Source organism: Novosphingobium sp. TCA1 (assembly GCF_009811895.1).
Classification (GTDB): domain Bacteria; phylum Pseudomonadota; class Alphaproteobacteria; order Sphingomonadales; family Sphingomonadaceae; genus Novosphingobium; species Novosphingobium panipatense_A.
The window spans coordinates 138522-164082 of record NZ_BLJH01000011.1 but is presented as its reverse complement, the minus strand read 5'-3'; the positions used below and the strand labels follow the sequence as shown (position 1 = coordinate 164082).

Annotated in this window: 26 protein-coding genes and 1 riboswitch; of the genes, 13 read left to right on the top strand and 13 right to left on the bottom strand. The window is 66.5% G+C overall.

Translation table 11 applies throughout. The features are described 5' to 3' along the window. Positions 1–2: 2 nt before the first annotated feature. From NTCA1_RS14475 to thiC, 3 genes are all read right to left on the bottom strand, one after another. The gene (locus NTCA1_RS14475) at positions 3–635 is read right to left on the bottom strand and encodes a DUF72 domain-containing protein (RefSeq protein ID WP_159831024.1); all 633 of its coding nucleotides are present in this window, start codon (positions 633–635) and stop codon (positions 3–5) included. Beyond that, complete coding sequence (locus tag NTCA1_RS14470) at positions 632–928, bottom strand: hypothetical protein (RefSeq protein WP_086491190.1); 297 nt, start codon at positions 926–928, stop codon at positions 632–634. The genes NTCA1_RS14475 and NTCA1_RS14470 overlap by 4 nt, the downstream gene beginning before the upstream one ends. A gap of 206 nt (positions 929–1134) precedes the next feature. Beyond that, positions 1135–3018: a phosphomethylpyrimidine synthase ThiC gene (gene thiC / locus NTCA1_RS14465; RefSeq protein ID WP_159831023.1), complete on the bottom strand. Its 1884-nt coding sequence runs from the start codon at positions 3016–3018 to the stop codon at positions 1135–1137. A gap of 50 nt (positions 3019–3068) precedes the next feature. Then, positions 3069–3215, bottom strand: a riboswitch (TPP riboswitch). 45 nt (positions 3216–3260) lie between these two features. Between thiC and NTCA1_RS14460 the strand changes: the two genes are divergently transcribed. Continuing rightward, positions 3261–3890: an SOS response-associated peptidase family protein gene (locus NTCA1_RS14460; RefSeq protein ID WP_236549331.1), complete on the top strand. Its 630-nt coding sequence runs from the start codon at positions 3261–3263 to the stop codon at positions 3888–3890. Between the two features lie 63 nt (positions 3891–3953). Here the strand turns inward: NTCA1_RS14460 and NTCA1_RS14455 are convergent, their stop codons facing one another. Continuing rightward, a complete protein-coding gene (locus tag NTCA1_RS14455) occupies positions 3954–5042 on the bottom strand; it encodes a Gfo/Idh/MocA family protein (protein WP_201282491.1) in 1089 nt (362 codons plus the stop codon). Between the two features lie 30 nt (positions 5043–5072). Here NTCA1_RS14455 and NTCA1_RS14450 point away from each other — a divergent pair, with 30 nt between their 5' ends. From NTCA1_RS14450 to NTCA1_RS14435, 4 genes are all read left to right on the top strand, one after another. Then, positions 5073–5993 carry an aldo/keto reductase family oxidoreductase gene (locus NTCA1_RS14450; protein WP_236549330.1) on the top strand — a complete coding sequence of 307 codons (921 nt, stop codon included), beginning with the start codon at positions 5073–5075 and terminating at the stop codon, positions 5991–5993. Continuing rightward, on the top strand, positions 5990–7057 hold the full coding sequence (locus NTCA1_RS14445; protein WP_236549329.1) for an LLM class flavin-dependent oxidoreductase: 1068 nt from the start codon (positions 5990–5992) through the stop codon (positions 7055–7057). The genes NTCA1_RS14450 and NTCA1_RS14445 overlap by 4 nt, the downstream gene beginning before the upstream one ends. 280 nt (positions 7058–7337) lie before the next feature. Beyond that, positions 7338–8573: an MFS transporter gene (locus tag NTCA1_RS14440; protein WP_159831021.1), complete on the top strand. Its 1236-nt coding sequence runs from the start codon at positions 7338–7340 to the stop codon at positions 8571–8573. A gap of 73 nt (positions 8574–8646) precedes the next feature. Next, on the top strand, positions 8647–10932 hold the full coding sequence (locus NTCA1_RS14435; protein WP_159831020.1) for a TonB-dependent receptor: 2286 nt from the start codon (positions 8647–8649) through the stop codon (positions 10930–10932). A gap of 196 nt (positions 10933–11128) precedes the next feature. Here NTCA1_RS14435 and NTCA1_RS14430 read toward each other — a convergent pair whose 3' ends face one another. After that, positions 11129–12493 carry an FAD/NAD(P)-binding protein gene (locus tag NTCA1_RS14430; RefSeq protein ID WP_086491183.1) on the bottom strand — a complete coding sequence of 455 codons (1365 nt, stop codon included), beginning with the start codon at positions 12491–12493 and terminating at the stop codon, positions 11129–11131. 150 nt (positions 12494–12643) lie between these two features. On the opposite strand from NTCA1_RS14430, the gene NTCA1_RS14425 reads away from it, so the two are divergent. Continuing rightward, positions 12644–13237 (top strand): uracil-DNA glycosylase family protein, encoded by a 594-nt coding sequence (locus NTCA1_RS14425; protein WP_159831019.1) that lies wholly within the window; start codon positions 12644–12646, stop codon positions 13235–13237. Between the two features lie 13 nt (positions 13238–13250). Here NTCA1_RS14425 and NTCA1_RS14420 read toward each other — a convergent pair whose 3' ends face one another. Then, on the bottom strand, positions 13251–13811 hold the full coding sequence (locus NTCA1_RS14420) for a GNAT family N-acetyltransferase (protein WP_236549328.1): 561 nt from the start codon (positions 13809–13811) through the stop codon (positions 13251–13253). A 67-nt stretch (positions 13812–13878) separates the two neighbouring features. On the opposite strand from NTCA1_RS14420, the gene crtY reads away from it, so the two are divergent. From crtY to NTCA1_RS14390, 6 genes are all read left to right on the top strand, one after another. After that, on the top strand, positions 13879–15078 hold the full coding sequence (gene crtY, locus NTCA1_RS14415; protein ID WP_159831018.1) for a lycopene beta-cyclase CrtY: 1200 nt from the start codon (positions 13879–13881) through the stop codon (positions 15076–15078). Further along, complete coding sequence (locus tag NTCA1_RS14410) at positions 15075–16553, top strand: phytoene desaturase (protein WP_159831017.1); 1479 nt, start codon at positions 15075–15077, stop codon at positions 16551–16553. The genes crtY and NTCA1_RS14410 overlap by 4 nt, the downstream gene beginning before the upstream one ends. After that, positions 16550–16984 (top strand): hypothetical protein, encoded by a 435-nt coding sequence (locus NTCA1_RS14405; RefSeq protein WP_159831016.1) that lies wholly within the window; start codon positions 16550–16552, stop codon positions 16982–16984. The genes NTCA1_RS14410 and NTCA1_RS14405 overlap by 4 nt, the downstream gene beginning before the upstream one ends. A 3-nt stretch (positions 16985–16987) precedes the next feature. Beyond that, the gene (locus NTCA1_RS14400) at positions 16988–17584 is read left to right on the top strand and encodes a TIGR00730 family Rossman fold protein (protein WP_086491377.1); all 597 of its coding nucleotides are present in this window, start codon (positions 16988–16990) and stop codon (positions 17582–17584) included. Between the two features lie 117 nt (positions 17585–17701). Beyond that, positions 17702–18664 (top strand): phytoene/squalene synthase family protein, encoded by a 963-nt coding sequence (locus NTCA1_RS14395; RefSeq protein ID WP_159831035.1) that lies wholly within the window; start codon positions 17702–17704, stop codon positions 18662–18664. 494 nt (positions 18665–19158) lie between these two features. Beyond that, positions 19159–19308, top strand: coding sequence for a lmo0937 family membrane protein (locus NTCA1_RS14390; protein ID WP_021232111.1), 150 nt, complete (start codon positions 19159–19161; stop codon positions 19306–19308). A gap of 34 nt (positions 19309–19342) precedes the next feature. Here NTCA1_RS14390 and NTCA1_RS14385 read toward each other — a convergent pair whose 3' ends face one another. Continuing rightward, on the bottom strand, positions 19343–20641 hold the full coding sequence (locus NTCA1_RS14385) for a multidrug effflux MFS transporter (RefSeq protein WP_374705191.1): 1299 nt from the start codon (positions 20639–20641) through the stop codon (positions 19343–19345). A 50-nt stretch (positions 20642–20691) separates the two neighbouring features. Here NTCA1_RS14385 and dinB point away from each other — a divergent pair, with 50 nt between their 5' ends. Further along, a complete protein-coding gene (dinB, locus tag NTCA1_RS14380; protein WP_159831015.1) occupies positions 20692–21813 on the top strand; it encodes a DNA polymerase IV in 1122 nt (373 codons plus the stop codon). Between the two features lie 9 nt (positions 21814–21822). Here the strand turns inward: dinB and NTCA1_RS14375 are convergent, their stop codons facing one another. The 6 genes from NTCA1_RS14375 to NTCA1_RS14350 all read right to left on the bottom strand — a co-directional run bounded on the left by NTCA1_RS14375 (position 21823) and on the right by NTCA1_RS14350 (position 25531). Then, positions 21823–22371 (bottom strand): GNAT family N-acetyltransferase, encoded by a 549-nt coding sequence (locus NTCA1_RS14375; protein WP_159831014.1) that lies wholly within the window; start codon positions 22369–22371, stop codon positions 21823–21825. Next, positions 22361–22852, bottom strand: coding sequence for an NUDIX domain-containing protein (locus NTCA1_RS14370; protein WP_159831013.1), 492 nt, complete (start codon positions 22850–22852; stop codon positions 22361–22363). Before NTCA1_RS14370 ends, NTCA1_RS14375 begins: the two co-directional genes overlap by 11 nt. Further along, the gene (locus NTCA1_RS14365; protein WP_159831012.1) at positions 22840–23460 is read right to left on the bottom strand and encodes a 6-phosphogluconolactonase; all 621 of its coding nucleotides are present in this window, start codon (positions 23458–23460) and stop codon (positions 22840–22842) included. Before NTCA1_RS14365 ends, NTCA1_RS14370 begins: the two co-directional genes overlap by 13 nt. Before the next feature lie 182 nt (positions 23461–23642). Then, positions 23643–24101 (bottom strand): Dps family protein, encoded by a 459-nt coding sequence (locus NTCA1_RS14360; protein WP_086491173.1) that lies wholly within the window; start codon positions 24099–24101, stop codon positions 23643–23645. Positions 24102–24198: 97 nt separating this feature from the next. After that, positions 24199–24756 carry a hypothetical protein gene (locus NTCA1_RS14355; RefSeq protein ID WP_159831011.1) on the bottom strand — a complete coding sequence of 186 codons (558 nt, stop codon included), beginning with the start codon at positions 24754–24756 and terminating at the stop codon, positions 24199–24201. A 22-nt stretch (positions 24757–24778) separates the two neighbouring features. Continuing rightward, the gene (locus NTCA1_RS14350; protein WP_159831010.1) at positions 24779–25531 is read right to left on the bottom strand and encodes an HAD-IIB family hydrolase; all 753 of its coding nucleotides are present in this window, start codon (positions 25529–25531) and stop codon (positions 24779–24781) included. Positions 25532–25561 lie beyond the last annotated feature (30 nt).

Here is a 25561-nt window from a genome sequence, read left to right as displayed (position 1 = left end):
CGTCAACTATGATGGCCGCACCGCATCCGGAAACGGCGTGCTACGAAATGCGCGCTTACGACGAAAGACCCCGCCTCTGCCGCTTCTTCGAACGCAGGATACTTGGGGCTGTCGGCCAGGACCACGGCAACCCCTGCCTTGCGGACGAGATCGACGAAGGCCGGGTCGCGAAAACTCTCGTGCCGGGGCTCGATGGCGTGGCGCAGCGGCAGGCCGTCCTGCCGTTCCGGCAGCAGGGCCAGGAACTGCGCGATCTCGTCGGGATCGAATTTCTTGGTGGCGGCCAGTTGCCAGTTGATCGGTCCCAACCTGTCGCCAAGCTCGACGATCCCCTGCTCGACGAAGTTGGTAACGCTCTCGCCCGCTTCGGCTAGATTTTTACGGTTGGTGCAATAGCGCGAGCCCTTGAGCGCGAACTTGAAACCGTCCGGCACCATGTCCCGCCATTTGGCGAAACTGGCCGGCTTCTGGCGGCCATAGAACGTGGCGTTGATCTCTGTGCCGGTCAGGTGCTGGCCGACATATTCCAGTTCGCGCGCCTTGGAGACGCCCTTGGGATAGAAAGTCTCGCGCCAGGGATCGTAGCTCCAGCCGCCGATGCCGACGTGGATCTCCCCGGGCGCTTTCCCGCTCACCGGGTCTTCTTTCGCGAAAGGCGGCGGCGATTGGCGGTCACCCGCTTGCGGTAGTGCCGCACCGCCTTGTGCGCGGTCTGTTCGGGAGAAGTCAGTCCCCCGGTGGCCAGCTTGATCGCCAGTTCGGCATTGGCCTGAAGCTTCTCGGTGACCATGAGCACGTTTTCGCGGTTGCTGCCCCTGCCGGTCATCATGTCCGTGGTGCGCATGCCCATGACCATCATGGATTCGGCCCAGAGCCAGTAGCTGTCATGGGCAAGCTTCATCCAGTCGCCATTGGCATTGCGGGACATTCAGGTTCTCCAGAGGGAGAGCCTGAATACCAGCGCAATCGATTCTCGCGAAGAGGATTTCCTGCCGAAAGAGAAAGTCGTCGTCCCGGGCTCGACCCGGGACCGCTGGCAGTTCTTGAGGCGGTTCGGCGCGGATAAGCGCCTTGCCGCAATGTAGGCCGTTCATGGCCAGCGGTCCCGGATCAAGTCCGGGACGACGACGTTTCTCAATCGTGCTCGCGCCCGCCCGAGCCCATGTAGAGTTCGCTGCCGGTTTCCCGGAACACCTTGCTCATCTCGGCCATGCCCGCCTCGGCCTCAAGGATGGCCAGCTTGCCGCCCTCCTCTGCGGCGATGAAGCCGGTCGAGGGCTGGTTCTGCTTCGCCGCGAAGTCCCGCACTTCCTGCGAAATCTTCATCGAACAGAACTTCGGCCCGCACATCGAGCAGAAATGCGCGGACTTGGCGCCCTCGGCCGGAAGCGTCTGGTCGTGGTACTGCTCGGCGGTGTCGGGATCGAGGCTGAGGTTGAACTGGTCGCGCCAGCGGAATTCAAAACGGGCGCGAGACAGCGCATCGTCGCGGACTTTGGCGGCGGGGTGGCCCTTTGCCAGATCGGCGGCATGGGCGGCCAGCTTGTAGGTGACGACGCCGACTTTCACATCGTCGCGGTCCGGCAGGCCGAGATGCTCCTTGGGCGTGACGTAGCAGAGCATCGCCGTGCCGTACCAGCCGATCATGGCCGCGCCGATGCCGCTGGTAATGTGGTCGTAGCCCGGCGCGATGTCGGTCACGAGCGGCCCGAGGGTGTAGAACGGCGCCTCGCCGCAAGCCTCAAGCTGCTTGTCCATGTTCTCCTTCACCTTGTGCATCGGCACATGGCCCGGCCCCTCGATCATCACCTGCACGTCCTGCGCCCAGGCGCGCTTGGTCAGTTCGCCAAGGGTGTAGAGTTCGGCGAACTGCGCCTCGTCATTGGCGTCCGCAATCGAGCCGGGGCGAAGGCCGTCGCCCAGCGAATAGGCGACGTCGTAGGCCTTCATGATCTCGGTGATCTCGTCGAAGCGTTCGTAGAGGAACGATTCGCGGTGATGGGCAAGACACCACTTGGCCATGATCGAGCCGCCCCGGCTGACGATGCCGGTCACGCGCTTGGCGGCGAGCGGCACGAACGGCAGGCGCACGCCGGCGTGGATGGTGAAGTAGTCCACGCCCTGCTCGGCCTGTTCGATCAGCGTGTCGCGGAAGACTTCCCAAGTCAGGTCCTCGGCAATCCCGCCGACCTTTTCCAGCGCCTGATAGATCGGCACGGTGCCGATCGGTACGGGGGAGTTGCGGATGATCCATTCGCGGGTGTCGTGGATGTTGCGGCCGGTGGAGAGGTCCATCACCGTGTCCGCGCCCCAGCGGATCGACCAGACCATCTTGTCGACCTCGCTCGCCACGTCCGAGGCGACGGCGGAGTTGCCGATATTGGCGTTGATCTTCACCAGGAAGTTGCGGCCGATCGCCATCGGCTCGCTTTCGGGGTGGTTGATGTTGGAGGGGATGATCGCCCGGCCGCGCGCCACTTCCTCGCGCACGAATTCGGGGGTGACGTAGTCCGGGATCGCCGCACCCCAGTCCTGCCCGTCGCGCGCATATTCCTTCAGCATTGCGCGGCCAAGGTTCTCACGCTCGGCGACGTATTCCATCTCCGGCGTGATGATGCCGCGCCGGGCGTAGTGCATCTGGCTGACGTTCATGCCCGGCTTCGCACGCAGCGGGCGCTTCACCACGTTGGGGAACGCCGGGACTCCGCCCGAGCGGTCCGGGCCGAGCTGGCCGTTGTCCTCCGGCTTCACCGCGCGGGCGTCGTATTCCTCCACGTCGCCGCGGGCGAGAATCCATGTCCGGCGCTTGGCGGCAAGACCGGCGGCAATATCGATGGTGACGTTCGGATCGGTGTAGGGACCGGAAGTGTCGTAGACACGAACCGGCGCCTCGCCCGAACCGGGCTCAAGGTGAATTTCCCGCATGGCAACGCCAAGCGGCCCGACATGAATCTTCTTCGACCCGCGAATGGGTCCGGTGGTAACGCCGATCTCCAGCTTGGAGTTGATGTCGGCCATAAGCGATTTTCCTTCGACTTATGGACGAAAGAAAGGTCGCGACAAGAATAGTCCTGTGGCCCGCCCTTCCCTCCGCCCGTGTTAACGGGTTCAGGTTCAACGGGTCGGGCAGCGTGACCTGCCCCTCTCAGCCATTTGTTTCCTTTCGGCTTTCGCAATAGCGAAAACCTTGGGCACAGGCTCCCCGGGGATGGCGGGACGATAGACGCGGCTTTCCCAGCCGTCTAGGTCCTCCAACAGACATGCCGATGATCTATCGCCTCGACGCAGCCGCCCGCGAAGTCGCCCGCACGTTCGGTGCCGAGGCGGGAGACGACCCCTGGCCCGGCGGCCCGGTTTCGGCGGGCGGCTTTGCGCCCGTCATCACCATGGGGCGCGAGTTCGTGGCGGGTCCGCGCCCGGAAAAACGCCTGCCGCGCCGGATGATCCCGCGCCTCTGGGGCGTACCACCGCCGCCGCAGGGCTGGGATGAAAGGCGCCACGGCATCCTCACCGTGCGCAATCTGGAAAGCCCGTTCTGGATCGGCAACTTGCGCAACAGCGAGTTCCGCTGCCTCGTGCCCGCCAGTGCCTTCATGGAATGGGGCAAGGTCGATCCGCGCGACGGCAAGCGCCGCCAGTGCTGGTTCGGCGCCGCCGACCAGCCGATCTTTGCGATGGCGGGGGTGTGGAAGGACAGCGAAGTGCCCAGCTTCGCCCTGCTCACTTGCGAGGCCAACGCCGCCCTGCGCAGCGAGGGGCGCGACACGATGCCGGTGATCCTTCCCCCCGAAACCCAGGATATCTGGCTGCGCGGCGACTGGAAGCGCGCGGCAGAGCTGGTCGCGCCTTATTCGTCGTCCCTGATGAAGGTGCGGGTTGCCGGTGCCTGAACCCGCCCGAGCCTTGTCGCCCCGAACGGAACCGGGGCGACATCAATCCAAGGTTTCAGGCCTTCAGCCCAGCAGCTCGGCCATTTCCACCACGCGCTTCTCGCGCGCGCTCAGTTCCGCCGCAGCGCCGATGGCCACTGCCATCAGTCCGTCGCGCGCCGTCACCTGAACCTCGCCCTCGCCGCGAACGGCGCGGGCAAAGGCCTCATGCTGATAGAACGTCGCGCCGTGGTGCGATCCGGCGTCCATCGCCGCTTCGTCCACCGCCACATGCCAGCGCTCCACCGACTTCGGCCCCGGCCAGCCCACACGCGGCGACCAGACGAGATCGCCCGGTGGGATCAGCACGTCGAGGCGGCCCTTGTCGCCGGTCGCGCTCATCTCTTCCTGGTGCTCGGCCCCTTCCGCGAACATGCAGAGGTCCAACAGCGCGCGGCTGCCGTCCGCGAAATCGACGGTGGTGAAGCTGTTGTCGATGATGTCGGGCTGGCGGCCGTCATATCGCTCATCCAGATGGTTCACGTCCATCGCGCCCGAGCAATAGACCCGCACCGGCTCCGAGCGGGTGATCAGGCGCATGAGGTCGAAGAAGTGACAGCACTTCTCCACCATGGTGCCGCCGGTATTGACCGAGAAACGGTTCCAGTCGCGCACTTTCACCAGGAACGGGAAGCGGTGCTCGCGGATCGAGAGCATGTGCAGGCGGCCGACCTTGCCGCCGTGGATCTCGTCGATGAAGGCCTTGGCTGGCGGCATGAAGCGGTATTCCATGCCGGTCCAGAACGGGGCCTTGCAGGCCTCCGCGCGCTCGACGACCCAGCGGGCATCCTCCATCGTCGTGCAGAGCGGCTTTTCGCAGAGGATCGCCACGTCGCTGTCCAGCAGCGGCTCCAGCACGTCGCGGTGCGTGAAATTCGGTGAGACGACCACCACGGCATCGAGCCCGGCATTGGCGATCATGCTGGCGCTGTCGGCATATTCGGCCACGCCCTCGGCCTTTTCGCCCAGGGCGTCCTTGGCCCAGCCGAGCGAGGTCGGCTCGGGATCGGCGATGGCGACCACTTCGGCGCCTTCGAGGATCTTGAGGTTGTGGATGTGCTCGACACCCATCATCCCGGTGCCGACAATTCCGTAACGCAGCGTCTCTACCATTTCACGACTCCATGTGTCATGTGGCGGTCCATGACCTCCCCAACGACGCTGCGCCTATCGGCCCAACCCGTCCCGCTCGGCAAGAGCGGAATTTCCGTTTTTCCGATTGCCTGGGGCATGTGGCGGCTCGCCCGACCCGACGGCAACGACGATATCGGCGCCATCGTCGCCCGCATCGAAGCGGCGCTTGAAGCGGGGATCACCCTGTTCGACACCGCCGACATCTACGGCTGCGACGCCGCGCTCGGCTTCGGCGGTGCGGAAGTGCTGCTGGGCAAGGCGCTCGCTGCCCGCCCGGACCTGCGCGACCGCATGACCATCGCCACCAAGGGCGGCATCGTGCTGGGCATTCCCTACGACTCCAGCCCGGACTACCTGAACAAGGCGCTCGCAGCCTCGCTCGAACGCCTTGGCCTGCCCTCGGTTGAACTCTACCAGATCCACCGCCGCGACTTCCTGGCCCACCCGCGCGACGTGGCCGAAACCCTCGCCGCCATGGTCGAGAGCGGCAAGGTCAAGGCGATCGGCGTCTCCAACTACAGCCCCGCCGAATTCGAAGCGCTCCAGGCCTACCTGCCCTTCCCCATCGTCTCCACCCAGCCGGAATTCTCGGCCGCGCGCTATGCGCCGCTCTATGACGGCACGCTGGACCAGGCGATGGCCCGCGACGTGGCGGTGCTAGCATGGTCGCCGCTGGGCGGCGGACGACTGGCTGCGGGCTCGGAAGACCCGGTAGCGAAGCTGGTAGCTGCACAGGGCGCGCGCTATGGCACCGATGCCGCCGCTGCGGCGCTGTCGTGGATCATGGCCCATCCCTCGCGCGCCATTCCCATCGTCGGCTCGCAAACCCCCGAGCGCATTCTCGCCTCGCGCGATGCCCTGAAGGTCGAATGGACGGCTTCGGAATGGTATGCCGTGCTCGAAGCCTCGATGGGAGCACGCCTGCCGTGACACGCGATCCTTGCGAGATCAGCTGGTTTTCGGCGCTCTGCGACGATGACTACGAGTTCCTCGGCCAGCCGGACCCGATGCTGCGCTCCAGCTGGGAGCATTGCCGCAACATCGTGACGACGGCTGAGGAAGGCGGCTTCGACAACGTGCTGCTACCCTCGGGCTATGCGCTCGGCATCGACACTACCGCCTTCGCCGCCGCCATCGCCACGCAGGTCCGCCGCATCAAGCTGCTGATGGCCGTGCGCATCGGCGAGATGTGGCCCGCCCAGCTCGCCCGCCAGATCGCCACCATCGATCAGATCCTCGGTGGTAGGCTGAACATAAACATCATCTCCAGCGAGATGCCCGGCGAAACCCTCGACGGCGGCGCCCGCTACGAGCGCACGACCGAGGCCATCGAGATCCTGCGCACCCTTCTCTCGGGCCAGTCGCTCGACCATCAGGGCCGCTTCTGGAACCTCAAGCTCGACGCCCCGCGCATGATCGCGCCGGGCTCGAAATGCCCGCCGCTCTATTTCGGCGGCCTCTCCGAGCCCGCCCGCGAAGTGGCCGCCAAGGGCTGCGACGTCTACCTCATGTGGCCCGACCGCATGGAAGCGGTGAAGGAAACCATCGCCGACATGCGCGCCCGCGCCGCCAAATACGGGCGCTCCTTGCGCTTCGGCTACCGCGTCCACGTGATCGTGCGCGAGACCGAAGCCGATGCGCGCCTCGCCGCCGACCGCCTGCTCTCGCGCCTCGACGCGGCAGAAGGCGCGGCGATCCGCGCGCGTTCGCTGGATTCGCAGTCGGTCGGCGTGCAAGCACAGGCCGCGCTGCGCGAAACCGCCAGCGACGACGGCTATGCCGAAGACAACCTCTGGACCGGCATCGGCCGCGCCCGCTCGGGCTGCGGCGCGGCGATCGTCGGCGACCCGGATCAGGTGCTGGCGAAGCTTCAGGCTTATCGTGAGGCCAGGATCGATGCCTTCATCCTCTCCGGCTACCCGCACGCCGCCGAGGCCGACCTGTTCGCGCGGCATGTGCTGCCGCGGATCGATCACGGGCCGCTGGCTTTTTAAGGACAAGGAGAAAGCAGGGGGTCAACACCCCCTGCACCCCCATTACCGTCTAGGTCAGGCGGGCCAACCGCGTCGTGCGCCCATAGCGGCGTCGGGAGACGTAATGGCTGCGCCGCAAGGAGCGCGGAACCGATAAGTAGCGCCTAAGGTCGACATTCCGAGGGTCTGGGGGATCATCCCCCAGGACTTTTCTCCCTAGAATTTCTTGTTCGCCCCTGCCCCCCGCCGTCGCTAGACGATCCGCGATGCAGAAATTCTCCCAGACCCGGTCGCGCCGCGCATGACCCTTTCCCCGCGCCGCCGCTGGCTGCTTTTCGCTCTCGCCCTGACGGCGGGCGTGCTCAATCTCGTCGATCGCCAGATCATCTCGGTGCTGAAGCCGACGATCGCCGCCGATCTCGGCTGGAGCGACGACGACTACGGCACCCTGGCCGCCTGGTTCCAGGCGGGCGCCGCCTTCGGCTTCCTTGCGGCGGGCTGGATCGTTGATCGGCTGGGCGCGAAGTGGGCCAACGCGGCGGGCGTGGCGGCATGGTCGCTGGCGGCGATGACGCATGGCTGGGCGCATACATTCAGCCAGTTCGTGCTCTGCCGCATCGGCTTGGGCGCCACGGAATCGATGGGCACGCCGGCGGGCGTGAAGACCATCGCGACGATCTTTCCGCCGAACTTGCGCTCGCTGGGCTTCGGGCTTTCGAACGCGATGAACAGCCTGGGCGCGATCCTGGCCCCGCTGGGGATCCCGCTGGTGGCGGCGGTCTGGGGCTGGCGCGCGGCTTTCGTGCTGGCAGGCGCGGTCGGGCTTGTTTGGGTCATGGCCTGGCTCGCCGCCTCGCGCGGGGTGGACTTCGGCGACCGCCAGCCTGCGGGTTCGGGCAACCTCATTTCCGGCGACAAACTGTTCCTCAAGGAAGGCCGCACCTGGACGATCGCGCTGGCCAAGGTCCTGTCGGACGCGACCTGGTGGCTCATGCTGTTCTGGATGCCGGACTACTTCAACCGGCAGTTCGGCCTTTCCGGCACCGAGCTCGGCCCGCCGCTGGCGCTGGCCTATTGCGGTTCGGCGGCAGGTTCACTGATCTCCGGTTTCGCCGCCAACCGCCTGCTGTCGAGCGGGTGGAGCGCCAATCGCACGCGCAAGACGCTGATGCTGATCTCCGCGCTCTGCGTGGTGCCGGTACCGCTGGCGCTCCATGTCGAGGGTTACTGGCCCGCCGTCGCCCTGATGGCGCTGACACTCGCGGGGCATCAGGGTTTCTCAACCAACCTGTTCGGCCTGATCGCCGACGTGACGCCGCGCCACAAGGTGGGCCGCGTGACCGGCTTCGGCGCGTTCTGCGGCAATCTGGGCGGCACGGCGATCAGCAAGATCGCCGGTCTCGTGCTCGCGGCGGGGCTCGGCTATGGCCCGCTGTTCGCCTTCGCGGCGGTTTCCTACCTGCTGGCACTCGGCTGGATCCAGCTTACCATGCCCAAAATCGTCCCGGCAGAAGACGCCGATTCATCCCGCGCATAGGGCGACTAAAGGAAAACTATCTTTCTCAACTTAAACGGTTGAGTATTGTCCGGCGCGATTCAGGGAGACCTTAATGACCATGACCCCGCTCCGCGCCGCCCGCACCCTGCTGCTGGCTTCCGCGGTCATTTTCCCGGTAACCGCTTATGCCGACGAAGCCCCGGACTCCGGTTCGGGCGAGATCGTCGTGACCGCGCGCTACCGCGACGAGTCGCTCCAGCAGGTGCCGATCGCCATCACCGCAGTCAGCGGCGAATCGCTGAACGACCGCGCCATCCACAACCTTCAGGACCTCAGCGCCACGGTGCCTTCGGTCGATTTCCGCAACGGCGCCTCCAACAAGGACCGCACCGTCTTCATTCGCGGCGTCGGCACGATCAGCACCTCGCCCGGCGTCGAATCCTCGGTCTCGACCGTGCTCGACGGCGTCGTCCTGACCCGCCCGGGCCAGGCCACGCTGGACGTGGGCGAAGTCTCCCGCATCGAAGTGCTGCGCGGTCCGCAGGGCACCCTGTTCGGCAAAAACGCCTCGGCAGGCGTCATCAGCGTGGTCACCGCCGCGCCTTCGCAGGAATTCCATGCCTATGCCGAAGGCACCGCCACCACGGATGAGGAATACCGCATCAAGGCGGGCGTCACCGGCGGCATCGCGCCCAACGTCGCCGCCCGGATCGACGGCCTTTATGCCAATTACGACGGCAACGTCCACAATGTCGCCACCGGCAACCAGGTGAACGGCTACGAGCGCTACGGCGCCCGCGCCAAGATCGAGGCGACGCCGACCGACAACCTCAAGCTCACCCTCGCGGGCGACTACCTCTATTCGCACGACACCACGCCGAGCGGCGTCTACGCGAACACCAACCAGATCCAGTATCCGACCGGCGCCATCACCGCGTCCCCGGCGCTCGCCGCGTTCCTGGCAGGGCAGGGCATCGCCGCCGGCCCGGAAAACCGCAAGGTCAGCACCGACTTCGACACCGACGTGCGCGACAGGAACTACGGCGGCTCGCTGACCGCCGAGTGGGGCCTGGGCGACTATACGGTCACTTCGATCACCGCCTATCGTGAGTGGAAGAACCGCCAGCACCAGGACTACGACGCCCTGTCGCAGCTTTCCGCCACCTTCCCGGAAGGCGACGATCGCGGCACGGTCGACAACAGCCAGTTCTCACAGGAACTCCGCCTGACTTCACCCAAGGGCAAGCTGATCGACTACGTGGTCGGTGCCTATTACCTCCACGCCAAGACCGACGAGGTCTACACCCGCTCGCTCACGCGCCTGATCTCAGGCGCGGAAAACGTGGTGACGGGCGTGGCGAACTACGGCGTGAAGAGCGACAACTACGCGCTGTTCGGTGAAGCCAACATCAACTTCACCCCCTGGCTGCGCGCCATTGCGGGCTACCGTTCGACCTGGGACGATCTCAGCTACTACCACGTCCGCACGTCGAGCAACGACCCCACGAACTCGGGCGCGCCCGCGCTCGACGTAGCCGGCATCCGCGCCTACCACAATTCGGCCGGCTCCACCTCGACGCGCGGCGATTCCTATCGCGGCGGCCTCCAGCTCGATTTCGCAGCGAACAACCAGGCCTATTTCACCTATTCGCGCGGCTACAAGGGCCCGGCCTACAACGCCTATTTCAACATGCGTTCGCTGAATGCCACGACGCCGCTGGACGAGATCGCGCTGAAGCCGGAAACCTCGGACTCGTTCGAAGGCGGCGTGAAGGGTTCGGCGCTGGGCAACCAGATCACTTACGCGCTGGCGGTCTACTCGACCAAGTTCCACAACTACCAGGCCAACTACAACGACGTGGTCGGCGGCGCGCAGGTCACCCGCCTGATCAACGCCGGCACCGTGCAGACCAAGGGCGTGGAACTGGACTTTGGCCTGCGCCCGATCCGGGGCCTCTCGCTCGATACCTCGGTGGCCTATACCGACGCGAAGGTGCTGAACTTCATCTGCCCCCCCGGCGCTCCGGCCAGCTGCGACATCAACGGGCAGGTCCTGCCCTTCGCGCCGAAGTGGAAGCTCTACAGCAACGCCGCCTACCGCTTCGCGCTGTCGGATTCGCTCGACCTCGAAGTGCAGTCGGACATCACGCTCAAGAGCCGCACCCAGTACCAGCTGGCCCAGACGCCGGGCACGATCCAGCCGGGCTACTATATCTGGAACGCCAGCGTCGCCTTGATCGGCACGACCGGCGACTGGCAGCTGCGCGGCTTCGTGAAGAACATCACGAACCAGAGCTACTCCAACTTCCTGGCCAACGGCACGCTCGCCGGGATCGTCCGCTACGTGCCGCGTGACGACAAGCGCTATGCGGGGATCATGTTGCGCAAGGACTTCTGAGGAAAAGGGAAAAGCAGGGGGTCAACACCCCCTGCACCCCCATTACCGTCTAGTTCACGCGGACCGGCTCCGTAGAGCGCTCATGGCAACGTCGGGAGACTTAATGGCTGCGCCGCAGGGAGCGCACAACGGCTAGGTCGCGCGCAAGGTAGACATTCCGAGGGTCCGGGGGATCATCCCCCGGGTCTTCTCTTCCTTAAAGCCCCTCACCCCCAACCCAATGCGCATCCGCCAGATAGCGCGCAAGGTTCCACACCTGCCGTCGGATATCCGGCACCGCGACGATCTCCCAGGCCTCGCCCTTGGTGACCGGCCCTACTGCAAACAGAGTATCCTGCGGCGCGCCTTCCGCATCGCGCACCCGGCCGAGATGATCGACATCGAGCCCCAGCCGATGCGCGTCCGAACGCACTTTGCCCTGTGCCAGCAAATCCTTCACCAGCGGCGCGCCGCTGCGCATCAGGTCGCCTTCCGGGCCGGTGCAATTGATGGTGCGGGAGACTTCCTGCCTTACGAGATCGTCCTTGCCGCGCGGGCGCCAGGCCACCGCGACGCCGGTTTCGGTCGGTTCGGCACTGACCAGCTTGCCCGCGACGAATTCCAGCCGCCCTTCCGCCTCGATCTCGGCCAGGCGCCTGGCCACGTCGGGCGCCAGGCGGTGCCGGTGGACGTCCCAATAGGGGCGTGCATGGCGCAGGAACCGCCGCTGTCCCGCCTCGTCATGCCGCCGCCAGAGGTTCTGGGTATGGGGGCGAAGCTCGTCCACGGCGGCGCGCCAGCCGATCTCCGCAGCGCGATTGCGCACCCGGCGCACGAGGTGCGAGCCGCGCTCTTCCGGGGCGGGGACGTAGTCCACCGCAGGGCCACTCTCGGCATGGGCATGCGGCTTCAGGCCCCGCCGCGAAAGCGCGGTGATCCGGCCCCTGAAGCCCGCCTTGTCGAGCGAGAGCACCATGTCGGCCGCGGTCAGGCCGGTGCCGACCAGCAGGACATGGTCGATCTCTTCGATCCGCTCCAGCGTGCCCGGCTGCCAGGGATCGGTGAACCGGCGGTCCTCCGGGATGGCGGAGAGCACCCGATGCGGCGAAGGCGGGAAGTTGCCGAGCGCCAGCACCAGCGCGCGGGCCTCGATCTCGTCGCCGTCCGCCATTTCCACGACGACGCGGCCATCCTCGAAACGGGTGGAGCAGGCCTCGGCATTGACGATCAGCGCGTTCTGCCCGGCTTCCGCCAGCGCGCGGATCAGGAGTTCGCGCAAGTAGAGGCCGTAGGACAGGCGCGGCACGAAGCGATTGGCCTGCTCGTCGCCGCTATGGCCGATCCAGCGCAGGAAATTGGCCTGATCGTCCGGGAAAGCGCTCATGTTGGCGGCGCGGACGTTCAGCAGATGCTCCGGCCAGCGGGTCCCGAAGGCCAGGCCCTTGGCAAGCTGGGCATCCTTGCGCTCGATCAGGACGACGCGCACGCCGTTGCGCAGGAGGTTGATCGCCAGCAGGGTTCCGCTGAACCCCGCACCGACGATGGCGACAGGAAGCGCGCCGTTTCCATTCCGGGTATTCAAATGGCAAGCTCCGTAACCTAAAGGAATTTTCCATCTAGCGATGGCAGGGCCAGATTATCAACCTTATCGGTTGAGAATATGACATCATGATTCCCGCATCCGGCAGACGGTTGCAGACCGGCCGGAGCCGCGCCATCTGCGATAGCAGAGATGTCCCTCCCCAGCGATCTTCCCGGCCTGCTCGAAGCCGTCCGCGCCTGCCGGATCTGCGCGCCCGATCTCGAACATGGCGTGCGTCCGGTGGTTCAGGCGGGCACGGAAGCGCGGCTGCTGATCATCGGGCAGGCGCCCGGCAGCAAGGTCCACGCCAGCGGCAAGGCCTTCGACGACGACAGCGGCAACCGTCTGCGTGACTGGACCGGGATCGACGTGGGCACTTTCTACGATCCGTCGCGGGTTGCGGACATGCCCACGGGTTTCTGCTACCCCGGCAAGGGCAAGGGCGGCGACCTGCCCCCTCGGCCGGAGTGCGCGCCGCGCTGGCACGATGCCTTGCGCAGGGCTTTGCCCCGCGTCCGCCTGACCCTGCTGGTCGGCCAATATGCCCAGAAGCGCTATCTCCCGCGCGGCTTCGCACCCAACCTTACCGAGGCGGTGCGCCGATGGCAGGATGCGCCGGAGGGCCTGTTCCCCCTGCCCCACCCGGCCTGGCGCAGCCGCCTGTGGATGGGCCGCAATCCCTGGTTCGAAGAGGAGGTCCTGCCCGCGCTGCAGGAACGAATCCGGCAGGTCCTTGGGGATTGAACAGGCCTCCCGCTCAGGATTGCATTTCCGGCAGGGTCTGGTCGCCCTCTCCAAGCTGGCGCTGCATGATGAAGACGTCGAGCCACTTGCCGTGCTTCCAGCCCGCCCGGTCCAGCGTACCTACCGGCCGGAAACCGGCGCGGGCGTGAAGCACCACGGAGGCCGGTTCGCTTTCGGCGATGACGGCGAAAGCCTGCCGGAACCCTCGCGCTTCGCATTCGTCCAGCAGGCTGGCCAACAGCCGCCCGCCGATGCCGCGGCCGATGCAGTCCGGTGCCACGAAGATCGTGGTTTCCACGCTGTAGCGATAACCGACGCGCGGCCCGTAGCGATGGGCGTAACCGAAGCCGAGGACCCGGCCCTCACCGCCCGCTTCGTCAACCTCGCGCACAACCAGGAAGGGATAGCCGCTATCGGCGATATCGCGGATCCGGCGCGCGCTTTCGGCAAGGTCGGGCGGGTCCGTCTCGAAAGTTGCGGTACTTTCGAGCACGTAATGTGCATAGATCTCGGTAATGCCTGCCGCGTCTTCGATAGAAGCGCCGCAGACGGTCAATTCCTCGGTCATTGTCATGACAATGCAGCAAAGCCCCCGCCCTGCCAAGTTGCGGCAGGCACAACCTGCTCTTAAACGGTATTCAATGGCCAATTTTTCCTCAGATCTGGCAATTTTGGGCGGCGGCCTTGCCGGATCGCTGATCGCGCTCGCCATGAACCGGTATCGGCCGGACCTGCGGATCCTGCTTGTCGAGCAGGAGGACCGGCTGGGCGGCGACCATGTCTGGTCCTTCTTCGAAACCGACGTCGCGCCCGCGCACCGCGATCTGGTGGAGCCGCTGATCGCGCGGCGATGGAGCGGGTACGAAGTCCATTTCCCGGGCCATTCGCGCCTGCTCTCCACGCCTTATGCCAGCGTGACGAGCGAGCAGCTCGATGCCCTGGTCCGCGCGTCACTGGGCGCAAATGCCCTGCTGACCGGCGCGCAAGTCGCCGAGGCGAGCCCGGACAGGGTCGCGCTGGCCGATGGCAGGACCATTGCCGCCGGGGCGGTGATCGACGCGCGCGGCATACGCGGGTTGCCGCATATGACCGGCGGCTGGCAGAAGTTCCTGGGGCGGATGCTGCGCCTTTCGGTTCCCCACGGGCTGGAGCGGCCGGTGGTGATGGACGCACGCGTGGATCAGCTGGACGGCTACCGCTTCGTCTATTGCCTGCCCTTTTCCCCGCGCGAGGTCTTCGTCGAGGACACGTATTATTCGGACGATCCCCGCCTCGACCTGCCGGTGCTGCGCAAACGGGTGGGGGATTACGCCGATGCCATGGGTTGGCACATCGATTCCGTCACTTATGAGGAAACCGGCGTGCTGCCGGTGATCGCGGGCGGCGATTTCGAGAAATTCTGGAACTCCGCGCCCGACCCCGGCGTTGCCCGTGCCGGAACGCGGGCCGCGCTCGTCAATCCGATGACATCCTATTCCTTTCCCGATGCTGTAAGATTTGCCATGCACCTGACCACTCTCGACAACCTCTCCGGCGTCAGCCTAGGAAGGAGGAGTCATTCATGGGCCGCAAATCACTGGCGCGGGGGGCGCTTCTACCGGATGTTGACGCGCATGCTGTTCGGGGCCGCTCGCCCGGAGGAACGCCGGGCGGTGCTTGAGCGCTTCTACACGCTGCCCGAAGGGCTCATCGAACGCTTTTACGCTGGCCGTCCGGGTTTGGCCGATATGGCGCGGGTGCTGGCGGGCAAACCGCCGGTGCCGGTAGGCGCGGCAATGGCCAGCCTGGCGGGACGCGGCTATCCGCTCGCACAGCTTGGCCGCGCGGGTGACCTGCGATGAAGAAGGCCTGCGTCATCGGGGCGGGCTTCGGCGGCCTCGCCCTCGCCATCCGCCTGCAGAGCGCCGGGATCGAAACCACGCTGGTCGAGGCGCGCGACAAAGTGGGCGGCCGCGCCTACGCCTGGGAGCGGGACGGCTTCACTTTCGATGCCGGGCCTACCGTCATCACCGATCCCGATGCCCTGCGCGAACTCTGGACGCTGTCCTCGCAGGATATCGCCGACGACGTGGACCTGATGCCGGTCATGCCGTTCTACCGCCTCAACTGGACGGACGGCGTCACCTTCGACTACTCGAACGACGAACTGGCCCTGCGGCGCGAGATCGACCGCGTCGCCCCCAAGGACATGGCCGGATACGACGAGTTCCTGCGCTATGCCGCCGGGGTCTATCAGGAAGGCTACGTCAAGCTCGGGCACGAGGCCTTCCTGGACTTCTCCAGCATGGTCAAGGCCGCCCCCGCGCTCGCCCGCTACCAGGCCTGGCGCTCGGTCTATTCGATGGTCAGCCACTACGTGAAGGACGAGCATCTCCGGCAGGCGCTCTCGTTCCACACCCTGCTGGTCGGCGGCAATCCGATGACCACCAGCGCGATCTACGCGCTGATCCACAAGCTGGAAAAGGACGGCGGCGTCTGGTGGGCGCGCGGCGGCACCAACAAGCTGGCGCAGGGCATGGCCCGGCTGTTCCAGCGGCTCGGCGGGGAACTGCGACTGGGCGAGAAAGTCGCGCAGATCCATACGCTGGGCGATCAGGTTACCGAAGTCGAGACGGAAAGCGGCTGGAAACAGCGCTTCGATGCCATCGCCAGCAATGGCGACATCATGCATACCTACCGCGACCTGCTGTCCGGGAACCAGCGCGGCCGCGACATGGCGCACAAGCTCAAGCAGAAGCGCTTCTCGCCCAGCCTCTTCGTCGTCCACTTCGGCCTCGAAGGCACCTGGCCGGGCATCCCGCACCACACGATCCTGTTCGGCCCGCGCTACAAGGGCCTGCTCGACGACATCTTCGAGCACGGCGTGCTGCCGCGCGACTTCTCGATCTATCTCCACCACCCGACCGTCACCGACCCCTCGCTGGCCCCGGCCGGAAAGAGCACGTTCTACGCGCTCGTCCCGGTGGCCAACATGGGCAAGCTGCCGATCGACTGGGCGGAAGTCGGCCCGATCCTCGAAAAGCGCGTGCTGGCCGAAGTCGGCCGCCGCCTGATCCCGGATATCGACGACCGCATCGTCACGAAATTCCACTATGCCCCGCCGGACTTCGAGGCGGACCTCGGCGCCTACAGGGGCAACGGCTTCAGCCTAGAACCGCTGCTGACCCAGAGCGCGTACTTCCGCGGGCACAACCGCGACGACAAGCTGAGGAACTTCTACCTCGTGGGGGCAGGCACCCATCCCGGCGCCGGCATTCCGGGTGTCGTCGGATCGGCCAAGGCCACCGCGAAGCTCATGCTGGAGGGGCTGAAGTGAGCCGCCTGGTCCATGCCCTCAACACTGCCTGGGGCTGGACCGGCGTGGAATTCGCCGAGGACGTGGCGCATAGCCTGATGGGCCATGTGCTGACGATCGACACCCAGGGCGTCTACCACTACGTCGATCCCGATATCCTCGCGGTGACGCGCCTTGGCGACGAAGCCGCCGCGCAGACCCATATGGCCAGCGCGGAAACCAGGGCGATCTGGCGCGCCGATGCCCTGGTGGAGGCCGCCACGCAGCGGCTTGGCTTCACCGCGCTCGGGGAAGTCTATAGCCGCACGCTTTCCGCAATCCTCTCGGGCGACTATGAGCCCGAAAATCTGGTCAGGATCGACCTCGTCGACCTGATCTACCTGACCGGCGACCTCGCCCGGCAGACCCGCGATCTGCCGGACGGCGCGCGGGTGCAACTGAAGGCTACCTGAGTGATGAAACGTATCGCCGTCTACTGCGGCTCCGCCACCCCCGCCGATCCCCGCTACGTCCAGCTTGCCCGCGACGTGGGCGCCGCCCTTGCCGCGCGCGGCGTGGGGGTGGTCTATGGCGGCGGCCGCCTCGGCCTGATGGGCGCGGTCGCGGCCGGTGCGCTGGAACAGGGCGGCGAAGTTATCGGCGTGATCCCCGAAGCGCTCACCGGCGCGAACGGCAAGGGCGGCGAAGTGGCCAACCACGACTGCACCGAGCTTCACGTCGTCAAGACCATGCACGAGCGCAAGGCCGAATTCACCCGCCTGTCGGACGGATTCCTGGTCCTGCCCGGCGGCGTCGGCACCATGGACGAACTGTGGGAAGCGGTCAGCTGGGCCCAGCTCGGCTATCACGACAAGCCGGTCGGCGTGCTCAATTCCTTCGGTTTCTACGACGGGTTGCTCGCCTTCAACCGCCACATGGCCGAAGTCGGCTTCGTGCGCCCCGCCCATCAGGGCATCATCCTGGCGGAAAGCGAACTCGACCTCCTGCTGGAACGCATGGAAGCCCACGAACCGATCGTCCCGATCGTCAAGATGGACGCCAGCACGCTGTGAGGTTTCCTGGGCGGTCTCTGGGCCAGTCTTCGGGCCGGTCTTCGGCGAGGCCTGCCGGTGCCGACTGAGAAGCTGCTCGAAGCGGCCCTGAGCGGCGCCGCCGTCCGTCCCGGACCGCTGGACCGCGCGCGCCTCGTCAAGGAAGCGCGCCGGTCAATCCGCAAGGGATCGAAGAGCTTCGCCGCCGCCAGCCGCCTGTTCGACCGCGAAACGCGCGAGCGGGTCTGGCTGCTCTATGCCTGGTGCCGCGCCTGCGACGACATTGCCGACGAGCAGGACCATGGCCACGCCATCGGCCCGGTGCGCCTCGGCACCCGGCTCTCCCCCGAAGACCGGCTGGCGACGATCCGCACCCTGACCGAACTGGCCATGGCGGGCGAAAGCACCGGCACGCCCGCTTTCGACGCGCTCGGCCAGCTCATGCGCGAAGTGCCGCTGACCGCCGCCATGGTGGACGACGTGCTGGCGGGCTTCGCCCTCGACGCCGCCGACTGGCGCCCGCGCTCCGAGGCGGACATGCTGCGCTACTGCTACCATGTCGCCGGGGCGGTGGGGGTAATGATGGCCGCCGTAATGGGCGTCGCGCCCGGGGACGACGATACGCTCGACCGCGCCTGCGACCTCGGCATTGCCTTCCAGATCGCCAATATCGTGCGCGATGTCTGGGAAGACGATGCCAATGGGCGCTGCTACCTGCCGATCGAATGGCTGGTGGAGGCGGACATTCCCCCCGGCGAAGTCACCAAGCCGCACTACCGCCACGCCCTGGTGCCGATGATCGCCCGCGCCTGCGCCCTGGCGCGGGACTACGAGGGATCGGCCCGCGTGGGGGCGACGAGACTGGCCTTCCGCCAGCGCTGGGCCGTGCTCTCGGCCGCGAACATCTACGGCGGCATAGCCCGCGAGGTGGAGCGGCTCGGCGCCCATGCCTGGGATCACCGGGTCAGCACGACCCGCAGCGAGAAGCTGGCCCATGTCTGGGCAGCCTTGCAGGAAGCCCGCACCGCCAACGAACCGGAAGGCGAAGCGCCCCGCCCCACCCTGTCGCGCCGGGAATTGCGCGCGCTGTCCCGGGCCTGAGGCAAGGGAAGGCCGATCTTCCCTCACGACTCCTGCGCCAGACACTTGTCATCCTGAACTTGTTTCAGGATCCATTTCTGACCATCAACGGCCGTTCCATCGGCAAGATGGATCCTGAGCCGAAGGCCAGCGAAGCTAAACGAGTTCAGGATGACGGCGGAGAGATCTCCAAAGGATGGCCCCCTTCTACATCCTTGGAGAATGAACCCCGGCGTTTCCCCTCGCGGCCCTGTTGCGGCTCTGCGAGGGCGGTGGACCCGAAAGACTCGCGGCGGAATGCCCTCAAGGGCGATTCGCGGTCGCAAGGTGACGGTGCCGCGACTCGGAGCGGCGGGCAAGCCGTCCGGCCCCGCCGACCTGCCGCCCCGCGCCGCATCTGAGACGAAGCGACTGGATGGCCGTCTGCCACGAACACCATGAAAACTACGGCGAAAGGATGGGAGCCTCCCAGCGGCCCGCGCGTTTACATTTCGTAACAATTAGGGAGAATAGCCATGCTCTTCACCATCGCCGCCGTGCTGCTGGTCCTCTGGCTGCTGGGTTTCGTGGTGTTCCACGTTTCCAGCGCGCTGATCCACGTCCTGCTGGTGATCGCCATCGTCGTCGGCCTCGTCCAGCTGTTCCGGGGCGGCCGAGCGGTCTAGCATAGGAACGGGGGGCGATTACGCCCCCATCACCTCAGGGGCGCTTGCCCGCCGCGTAATAGCCCGGAGGGTAATTGAGGCGCCGGAACAGCTTTCCGCGTTCCGAATAGAGCACGAAGATCAGCGCCGTCAGCCCCGCCGCCACCATCGAGGCCAGGATCGGGCGCGGTGTGCCATCATAGGCCTGGCCGATCAGCGCGCCCAGCACCGATCCCATCACCATCCGCACGAACGACATGATCGAGGCCGCCGCCCCTGCCGTGCGCGCGAAAGGCTGGATCGCGATCGACTGGAAGTTCGAGCCGATGAAGCTCATCATGCACATCGAAAACGTCATGAGCGGGATGAAGACCCACAGCGTCTCGCCGTTCAGCGCCAGCACGAAGTGCAGCAGCGAACTGGCGATATAGCCGAACAGCGCCGTCTGCGAGACGCGCCGGGCGCCGAAACGCTGGACGATCCGCGAGTTGACGAAGTTGGTCGAGGCCATGACCAGCGCCATGCCGCCGAACACCGCCGGGAAGAAAAAGCCGGCCCCGAAGTGCTCCGCCACCAGCTGCTGCGCGCTGTTGATATAGCCGAACATCGCGCCCTGCACGAAAGCCACGCCGAACAAGTAGCCCACCGCCTCGCGCGTGCGCAGGGTGAGCGCCATGTTGGCGGCGATCACCTTCGGGCGGATTTCCTGCCGGTAGTCGGGATGGAGCGTCTCAGGCAAGCGCAGCGCGGTCCAGACGCAGACGCAGGCGCCCAGCACGGCGATCAGGCCGAAGATCCAGCGCCAGCCCGCCACCAGCATCACCCCCTGACCCACCATCGGCGCGATCATCGGCACGACCATGAAGGTCATCGAGACCAGCGACTGCATGCTGGCCATGCGATCGCCCTCGAAACGGTCACGGATGACGGTCATCGGCATGACCATCAGCGCCGAAGTACACAGGCCCGACACCGCCCGCGCCGCCAGCATCATCGGGAAGCTGGTGACCAGCGCGCAGGCAAGCGCGCTCAGCACATAGGCCGCCGTCGCGAAAAGCAGCACCGGGCGGCGCCCGTAGCGATCGGCGATGGCGCCGGGGAACAGCGATCCCAGCCCGGTGCAGATCAGGAACACGCCTACGATCAGCTGGCGCTGGTTCGGATCCGGCACCGAAAGGTCGCGGCTGATCTCGCCAAGGGCGGGCAACATGATATCGATCGAGAGCGCCTGAAGAGCCTGAAGCGCGGCCATGAGGACGACGAACTCGACCCCCCGCATCGGAAAGGGTGCGGGATTCGCTGTGTCGGAGGTCATGTCCGGCGCATGCAGCACCGCGGCCGCACTGGCCAGCATTTTCGCGCGCCGGATGGCGCTTTTGCCGATATCGGCCCTATATCGCCGGGATGGCATCGCGCGAAACCGAATCGACCGCCGAAGAGGAAGCGGACGGCCTGCGCAAGGTGATCCATGTCGACATGGATGCCTTCTACGCCAGCGTCGAACAGCGCGACGATCCCGCGCTGCGCGGCAAGCCGGTTGCCGTGGGCGGTTCCTCCCGGCGCGGCGTGGTGGCGGCGGCCAGCTACGAGGCCCGCACTTTCGGGGTTCGTTCGGCCATGCCTTCCGCCCGCGCCCTGCGCCTCTGCCCGGACCTGATCTTCTGCAAGCCGCGCTTCGAAGTCTACCGCGCGGTGAGCCAGCAGATCCGCGCGATCTTCCACGACTATACCCCCCACGTCGAACCGCTCTCGCTGGACGAGGCCTACTTGGACGTTACCGCCGACCTCAAGGGCATCGGCTCGGCCACCCGCATCGCCGAGGAGATCCGCCGCCGCATCAAGGCCGAAACGGGTCTGACCGCCAGCGCCGGGGTGTCCTACAACAAGTTCCTCGCCAAGCTCGCCAGCGACCAGAACAAGCCCGACGGACTCTGCGTAATCCGCCCCGGCCAGGGCGCCGATTTCGTGGCGGGGCTGCCGGTGCGCCGCTTCCACGGCGTCGGCCCGCGCGGGGCGGAGAAGATGGCGCGGCTCGGCATAGAGACCGGCGCGGACTTGCGCGCCAAGGACCTCGCCTTCCTGCGCGCCCAGTTCGGCAGCTTCGCGGAATATCTGTTCCAGGCCGCGCGCGGGGTGGACCTGCGGCAGGTCCGGGCCAATCGGCCCCGTAAGTCCGTCGGCGGCGAGCGCACTTTCTTCGACAACATCGAGACAGCCGAGGCCCTGCGCGAGACGCTGGACACGATCGTGGACGTGGTCTGGGACCGGGTGGAACGCGCCGAAACCCGCGGCCGCACGGTGACGCTGAAACTGCGCTATGCCGACTTCACCACGCTCACCCGCGCGCGGTCGATGCATCACTTCGTGGCCGACAAGGCCGAGTTTGGCGGCATCGGCCATGCGCTGCTGGAAGAATTGCTGCCGCTGCCCCAGCCGATCCGCCTCATGGGCCTGACGCTCTCCGCGCTGGCGCGCGGCGAAAACGAAGCGCCGCCGCCACGGGACGGGCAACTGTCCCTGCTTTAGGAATTTATCCTAGCGCACCAGAACGACCCTTGTGCAGCCGTCACCGGAAAGCCGGTCCACTTCGCGGTAACCCAGCCTTTCCGCCAGCCTTAGCGAGGGCAAGTTGGCTTCTGCCACGATGCAGGCCGTGCGGCGCGGTCCTTGCGCGTCGAACCAGGCGAGGGCCGCCTGCCCCGCCTCGGCCGCATAGCCCTGCCCGTGGAAGCCCGAGGCCAGCGTCCAGGTCATCTCGATTTCCGCCCCGGCCTTCGGCCCGAGATCGCGCAGGAACTTCGCATGGCCGAGCTTGCCGACGTAGCGGCCCGACGATTTCTCCAGCAGGGTGAACTGTCCGAAGCCCTCCAGCGCCCAGTGCCCGACGTCCCGCTGGAAGCGGCCCCAGGCCTCCGCGCGGGAGAGCGGGCTGCCGCCGATATGGGTCACGACCTGCGGATCGCAGAACATCTGGCGCATCGGCTCGAAATCGGCGGCGACGGGCGGACGCAGCCGCAGGCGCGGGGTTTCGAGAAGGATTCCGTCACGATAGACGCCATCATCCCGCGCGCCGTTACCTCGCATAGTCGCTCACCCATTGCCGCAATTCCGCCGGAAGCCGCGCCGCCATCGGCTGCGGCAAGGCATCCATGGAGAAGAACCGGGCCTCGACGATCTCGCGGCCGTCCACGCGCGGCAGGTCGCCCGTCCGCCCGGCAACGACGTGGACATGGTTGCTGGCGCCGACAAGGTCCTCGGTGGCTATCGCCAGAAGCCGGGCATCGGACAACGCGCAGCCGGTTTCCTCCAACAGCTCACGCCGCGCCGCCGCCACCGGGTCTTCCCTCCGGCCCAGCCCGCCGCCCGGCGGCATCCACCGATCCGAACCGTAGGAGTGGCGCACCAGCAGCACCCGGCCCTCGCCGTCGAGAGCAAGCACCCGCACACCGTCGAGGCTGGGCCGCCATATCCGCCACACCTGCTTGCGGCCCCAATGGGCCAGCCGGTAGAGCTTCCGGTGCAGGGGCGCCGGAAGCCGGTGGAGGACTGCGTTCAGCAGAAACACGTCACCTTGTGCCGCGCGGCACGCAGCAGGCGGGCTACCGGAAGGTCGTGTTCGCCCTTCACGGCGGCGTCGAACACGGCGCGCTTGTCGGCGCCCCGGATGACGAACATGATCTCGTCACTGTCGGTCAGCGCGGGGATGGTCAGGCTGAGGCGGTCGAAAGGCGCTTCGGGCGGCAGCGGATCGGGGGTCAGGCGGCGCACCGCGTAAGCATCGTCCACTTGCGGATCGGTGTTGGGGAACAGCGAGGCGACGTGCCCGTCGCCGCCCATGCCGAGCCAGGCGATGGCGAAGTGCGGAGGCTGGGCGTCCTCGGCAAGCGGCACGATCTGCGCGCCTGCGGGTTCCAGCCGGGCGCGGATCTTGCCGACGTTGCTGGCGGGATGGTCCTCATCGACGATACGGTCATCCCCCGGCCAGACCGCGATGCGGTGCCAGGGCAGGTCCATCACCGCCAGACGGTCGAAGATCGGGAAGGGCGTGGAGCCGCCCGGCACAGTGATCGCGATATCTTCGGGGCTGGTCGCCAGCGCGGCGCGGAGGCGCGCCGCGAACCATTCGGCGATAACGCCGTCGTCGGCGTCTTCGATGATTTCGAGTTTGGGCATGAGGCTAGGCTTAAAGCCTCTTCGCGAAATGCCCAAGCGGGCATTTCAGGGTGCCGGCAAAAGGAAAGGCGCCGCCCCCGAGAAGGAACGACGCCATCCTTTTGCCGGAGCGGCCCCGCAAAGGGACAGCGTGTCCGCACCGGCGACACAGGGGCTCAACAGGGGAGAGCCCCGATTCGGTATCAGGCAATAATTTCGCGCAGGAACCAGGCGCGCTGTTCGGCCTGGTCGGTCCAGTCGTCGATGATGCCGTCGGTGGCATTGTCGCCGGCTTCGCCCGCCAGTTCCTTGGTCGCCTTCAGGCTGGCGACATAGGCGGAGTTGTCCTCGAACAGTTCCTTGACCATGGCCATGGCATCGAGGCGCGTATCGTCCTCGTCCTTGATCGAGGTCTTGGCGGCGATCGAGCCGATCGAAGTCAGGGTCGTGCCGCCCAGCTTGCGGACGCGCTCGGCAATGAGGTCGGTCAGGCCGAACACTTCGGTGGCCTGCGCGTCGAACAGCAGGTGCAGGTCATGGAACTGCGGGCCGCGGACATGCCAGTGGAAATTCTTGGTCTTCACGTAGAGCGCGAAGGTATCGGCAAGCAGCCCGTTCAGGCTGTCGATCAGAGCGGCCTTGGAATTGTCCTTGGAAGTCATGCCGTTGGTTCCCTCGTTGCAGTCGGGTTTCTCGTTCCGTGATCTATTTAGATTTATGAATGCGGAAATGAACCCCCGGTTCGAAATGATTTTTCGATCAGAGTATCGAAAATTCCCTCAGGAACAGGATCAGCGCCGCTACAACCAGCACGCCCCCGACGATCCGCCGGGTCCAGCGCGCCGCCGTGCCGTCCAGAATCTGCGGCGCCGCCCAGGCTGTGCCCGCCAGGATCGCGCCGCCCACGGCCCCTGCCGCGCCCGATGCGATCGGCGCGGCCATGCCCACGCCCATGCCGAGGATCAGGAAGCGCGCCGCATCGGTGATCTGGCTGGCGAGCAGGACCAAGAGCAGCGCGCCCAGCGAATTGGTCGGCTCGGCAAGGCGGCGACGTGGCACCAGCGCCAGCGATTCGAGTCCGGCCAGAGCCAGAGCGATTCCTGCAAAGATCGCGCGCGCCGGAGGCGGCAGCTGCACCAGCATGAACCCCGCCGCCCAGGCGGCGGCAGCGGCCGTCAGCCCCGCACTGAGCAGCGCCGCCAGCAGGACGCCGGGCCTCTGCCCCTGCCGCGCGGAAAGGGACGCGATGGTGATCTGGTCCCGCGCACCGAAACCGGCGAGCAGGACCGCGATCAGGGTTAGGTAGAACGCGGGCATCGCGCGCCCGCAAAGGCCGTGTTCAGCCCGCCTTCTGGCAGGCGATGATGGCGGTGATGACATTGGCCGTATCGGCCGGATCGCGCACGCAGACCGTGTCGAGACCCATGGCCTTGGCCGGATAGTCGTTGCCGCCCGGGAAGATGGCATCGCCAATGAACAGCATGTCCGCCTCGGCCACGCCGCTGTGCTCGGCCAGGCGCCTGAGGCCCCAGGCCTTGTCCACGCCCGGCTGGGTGACGTCCACCGACGTGGCACCGCCGAGATTGACCGAAACGCCGGGCAGGCGCTTCACCAGATCGGCCTGGATCACCTTGCGCTTGGCGAAATCGGGGTCCCACACTTCCTTGGCTTCGAGCGGCGCCTGCTGGCCCAGCGCCGAGAAAGTGATCTGGCTGCCACGATCCTCGATCCGCTCGCCCCAGGTTTCCTCCGGAGTGAAGCCGGTGGCCGCCAGCGAGGCATCGAAGGCTTCCAGGATCTCGCGCTTCTGTTCATCCGTGAACAGTTCGGCATAGACCGGGGTCCAGCGCTCATCCTTGTGGACGTAGAGCTTGGCGCCGCTGGTGGGCATCAGCCAGAGCCGCGAACGGTCGGCATGGGCGGGCAGGCGGCTGGCCACCTGCTTGTCGAACTGCGGCCAGTCACCACCGGAAATCACGGCGACTTGCGCCACTTCCAGCAGTTCGGCCATGAGCTGCGCCATCTCGTCGGTCAGCGGCTGCTTACTCAGCGCCAGGGTTCCATCGAGGTCGAACGCTACGATCTGCTTCATCTCATGCCTTTTCGCATTTGCGTGTGGAAC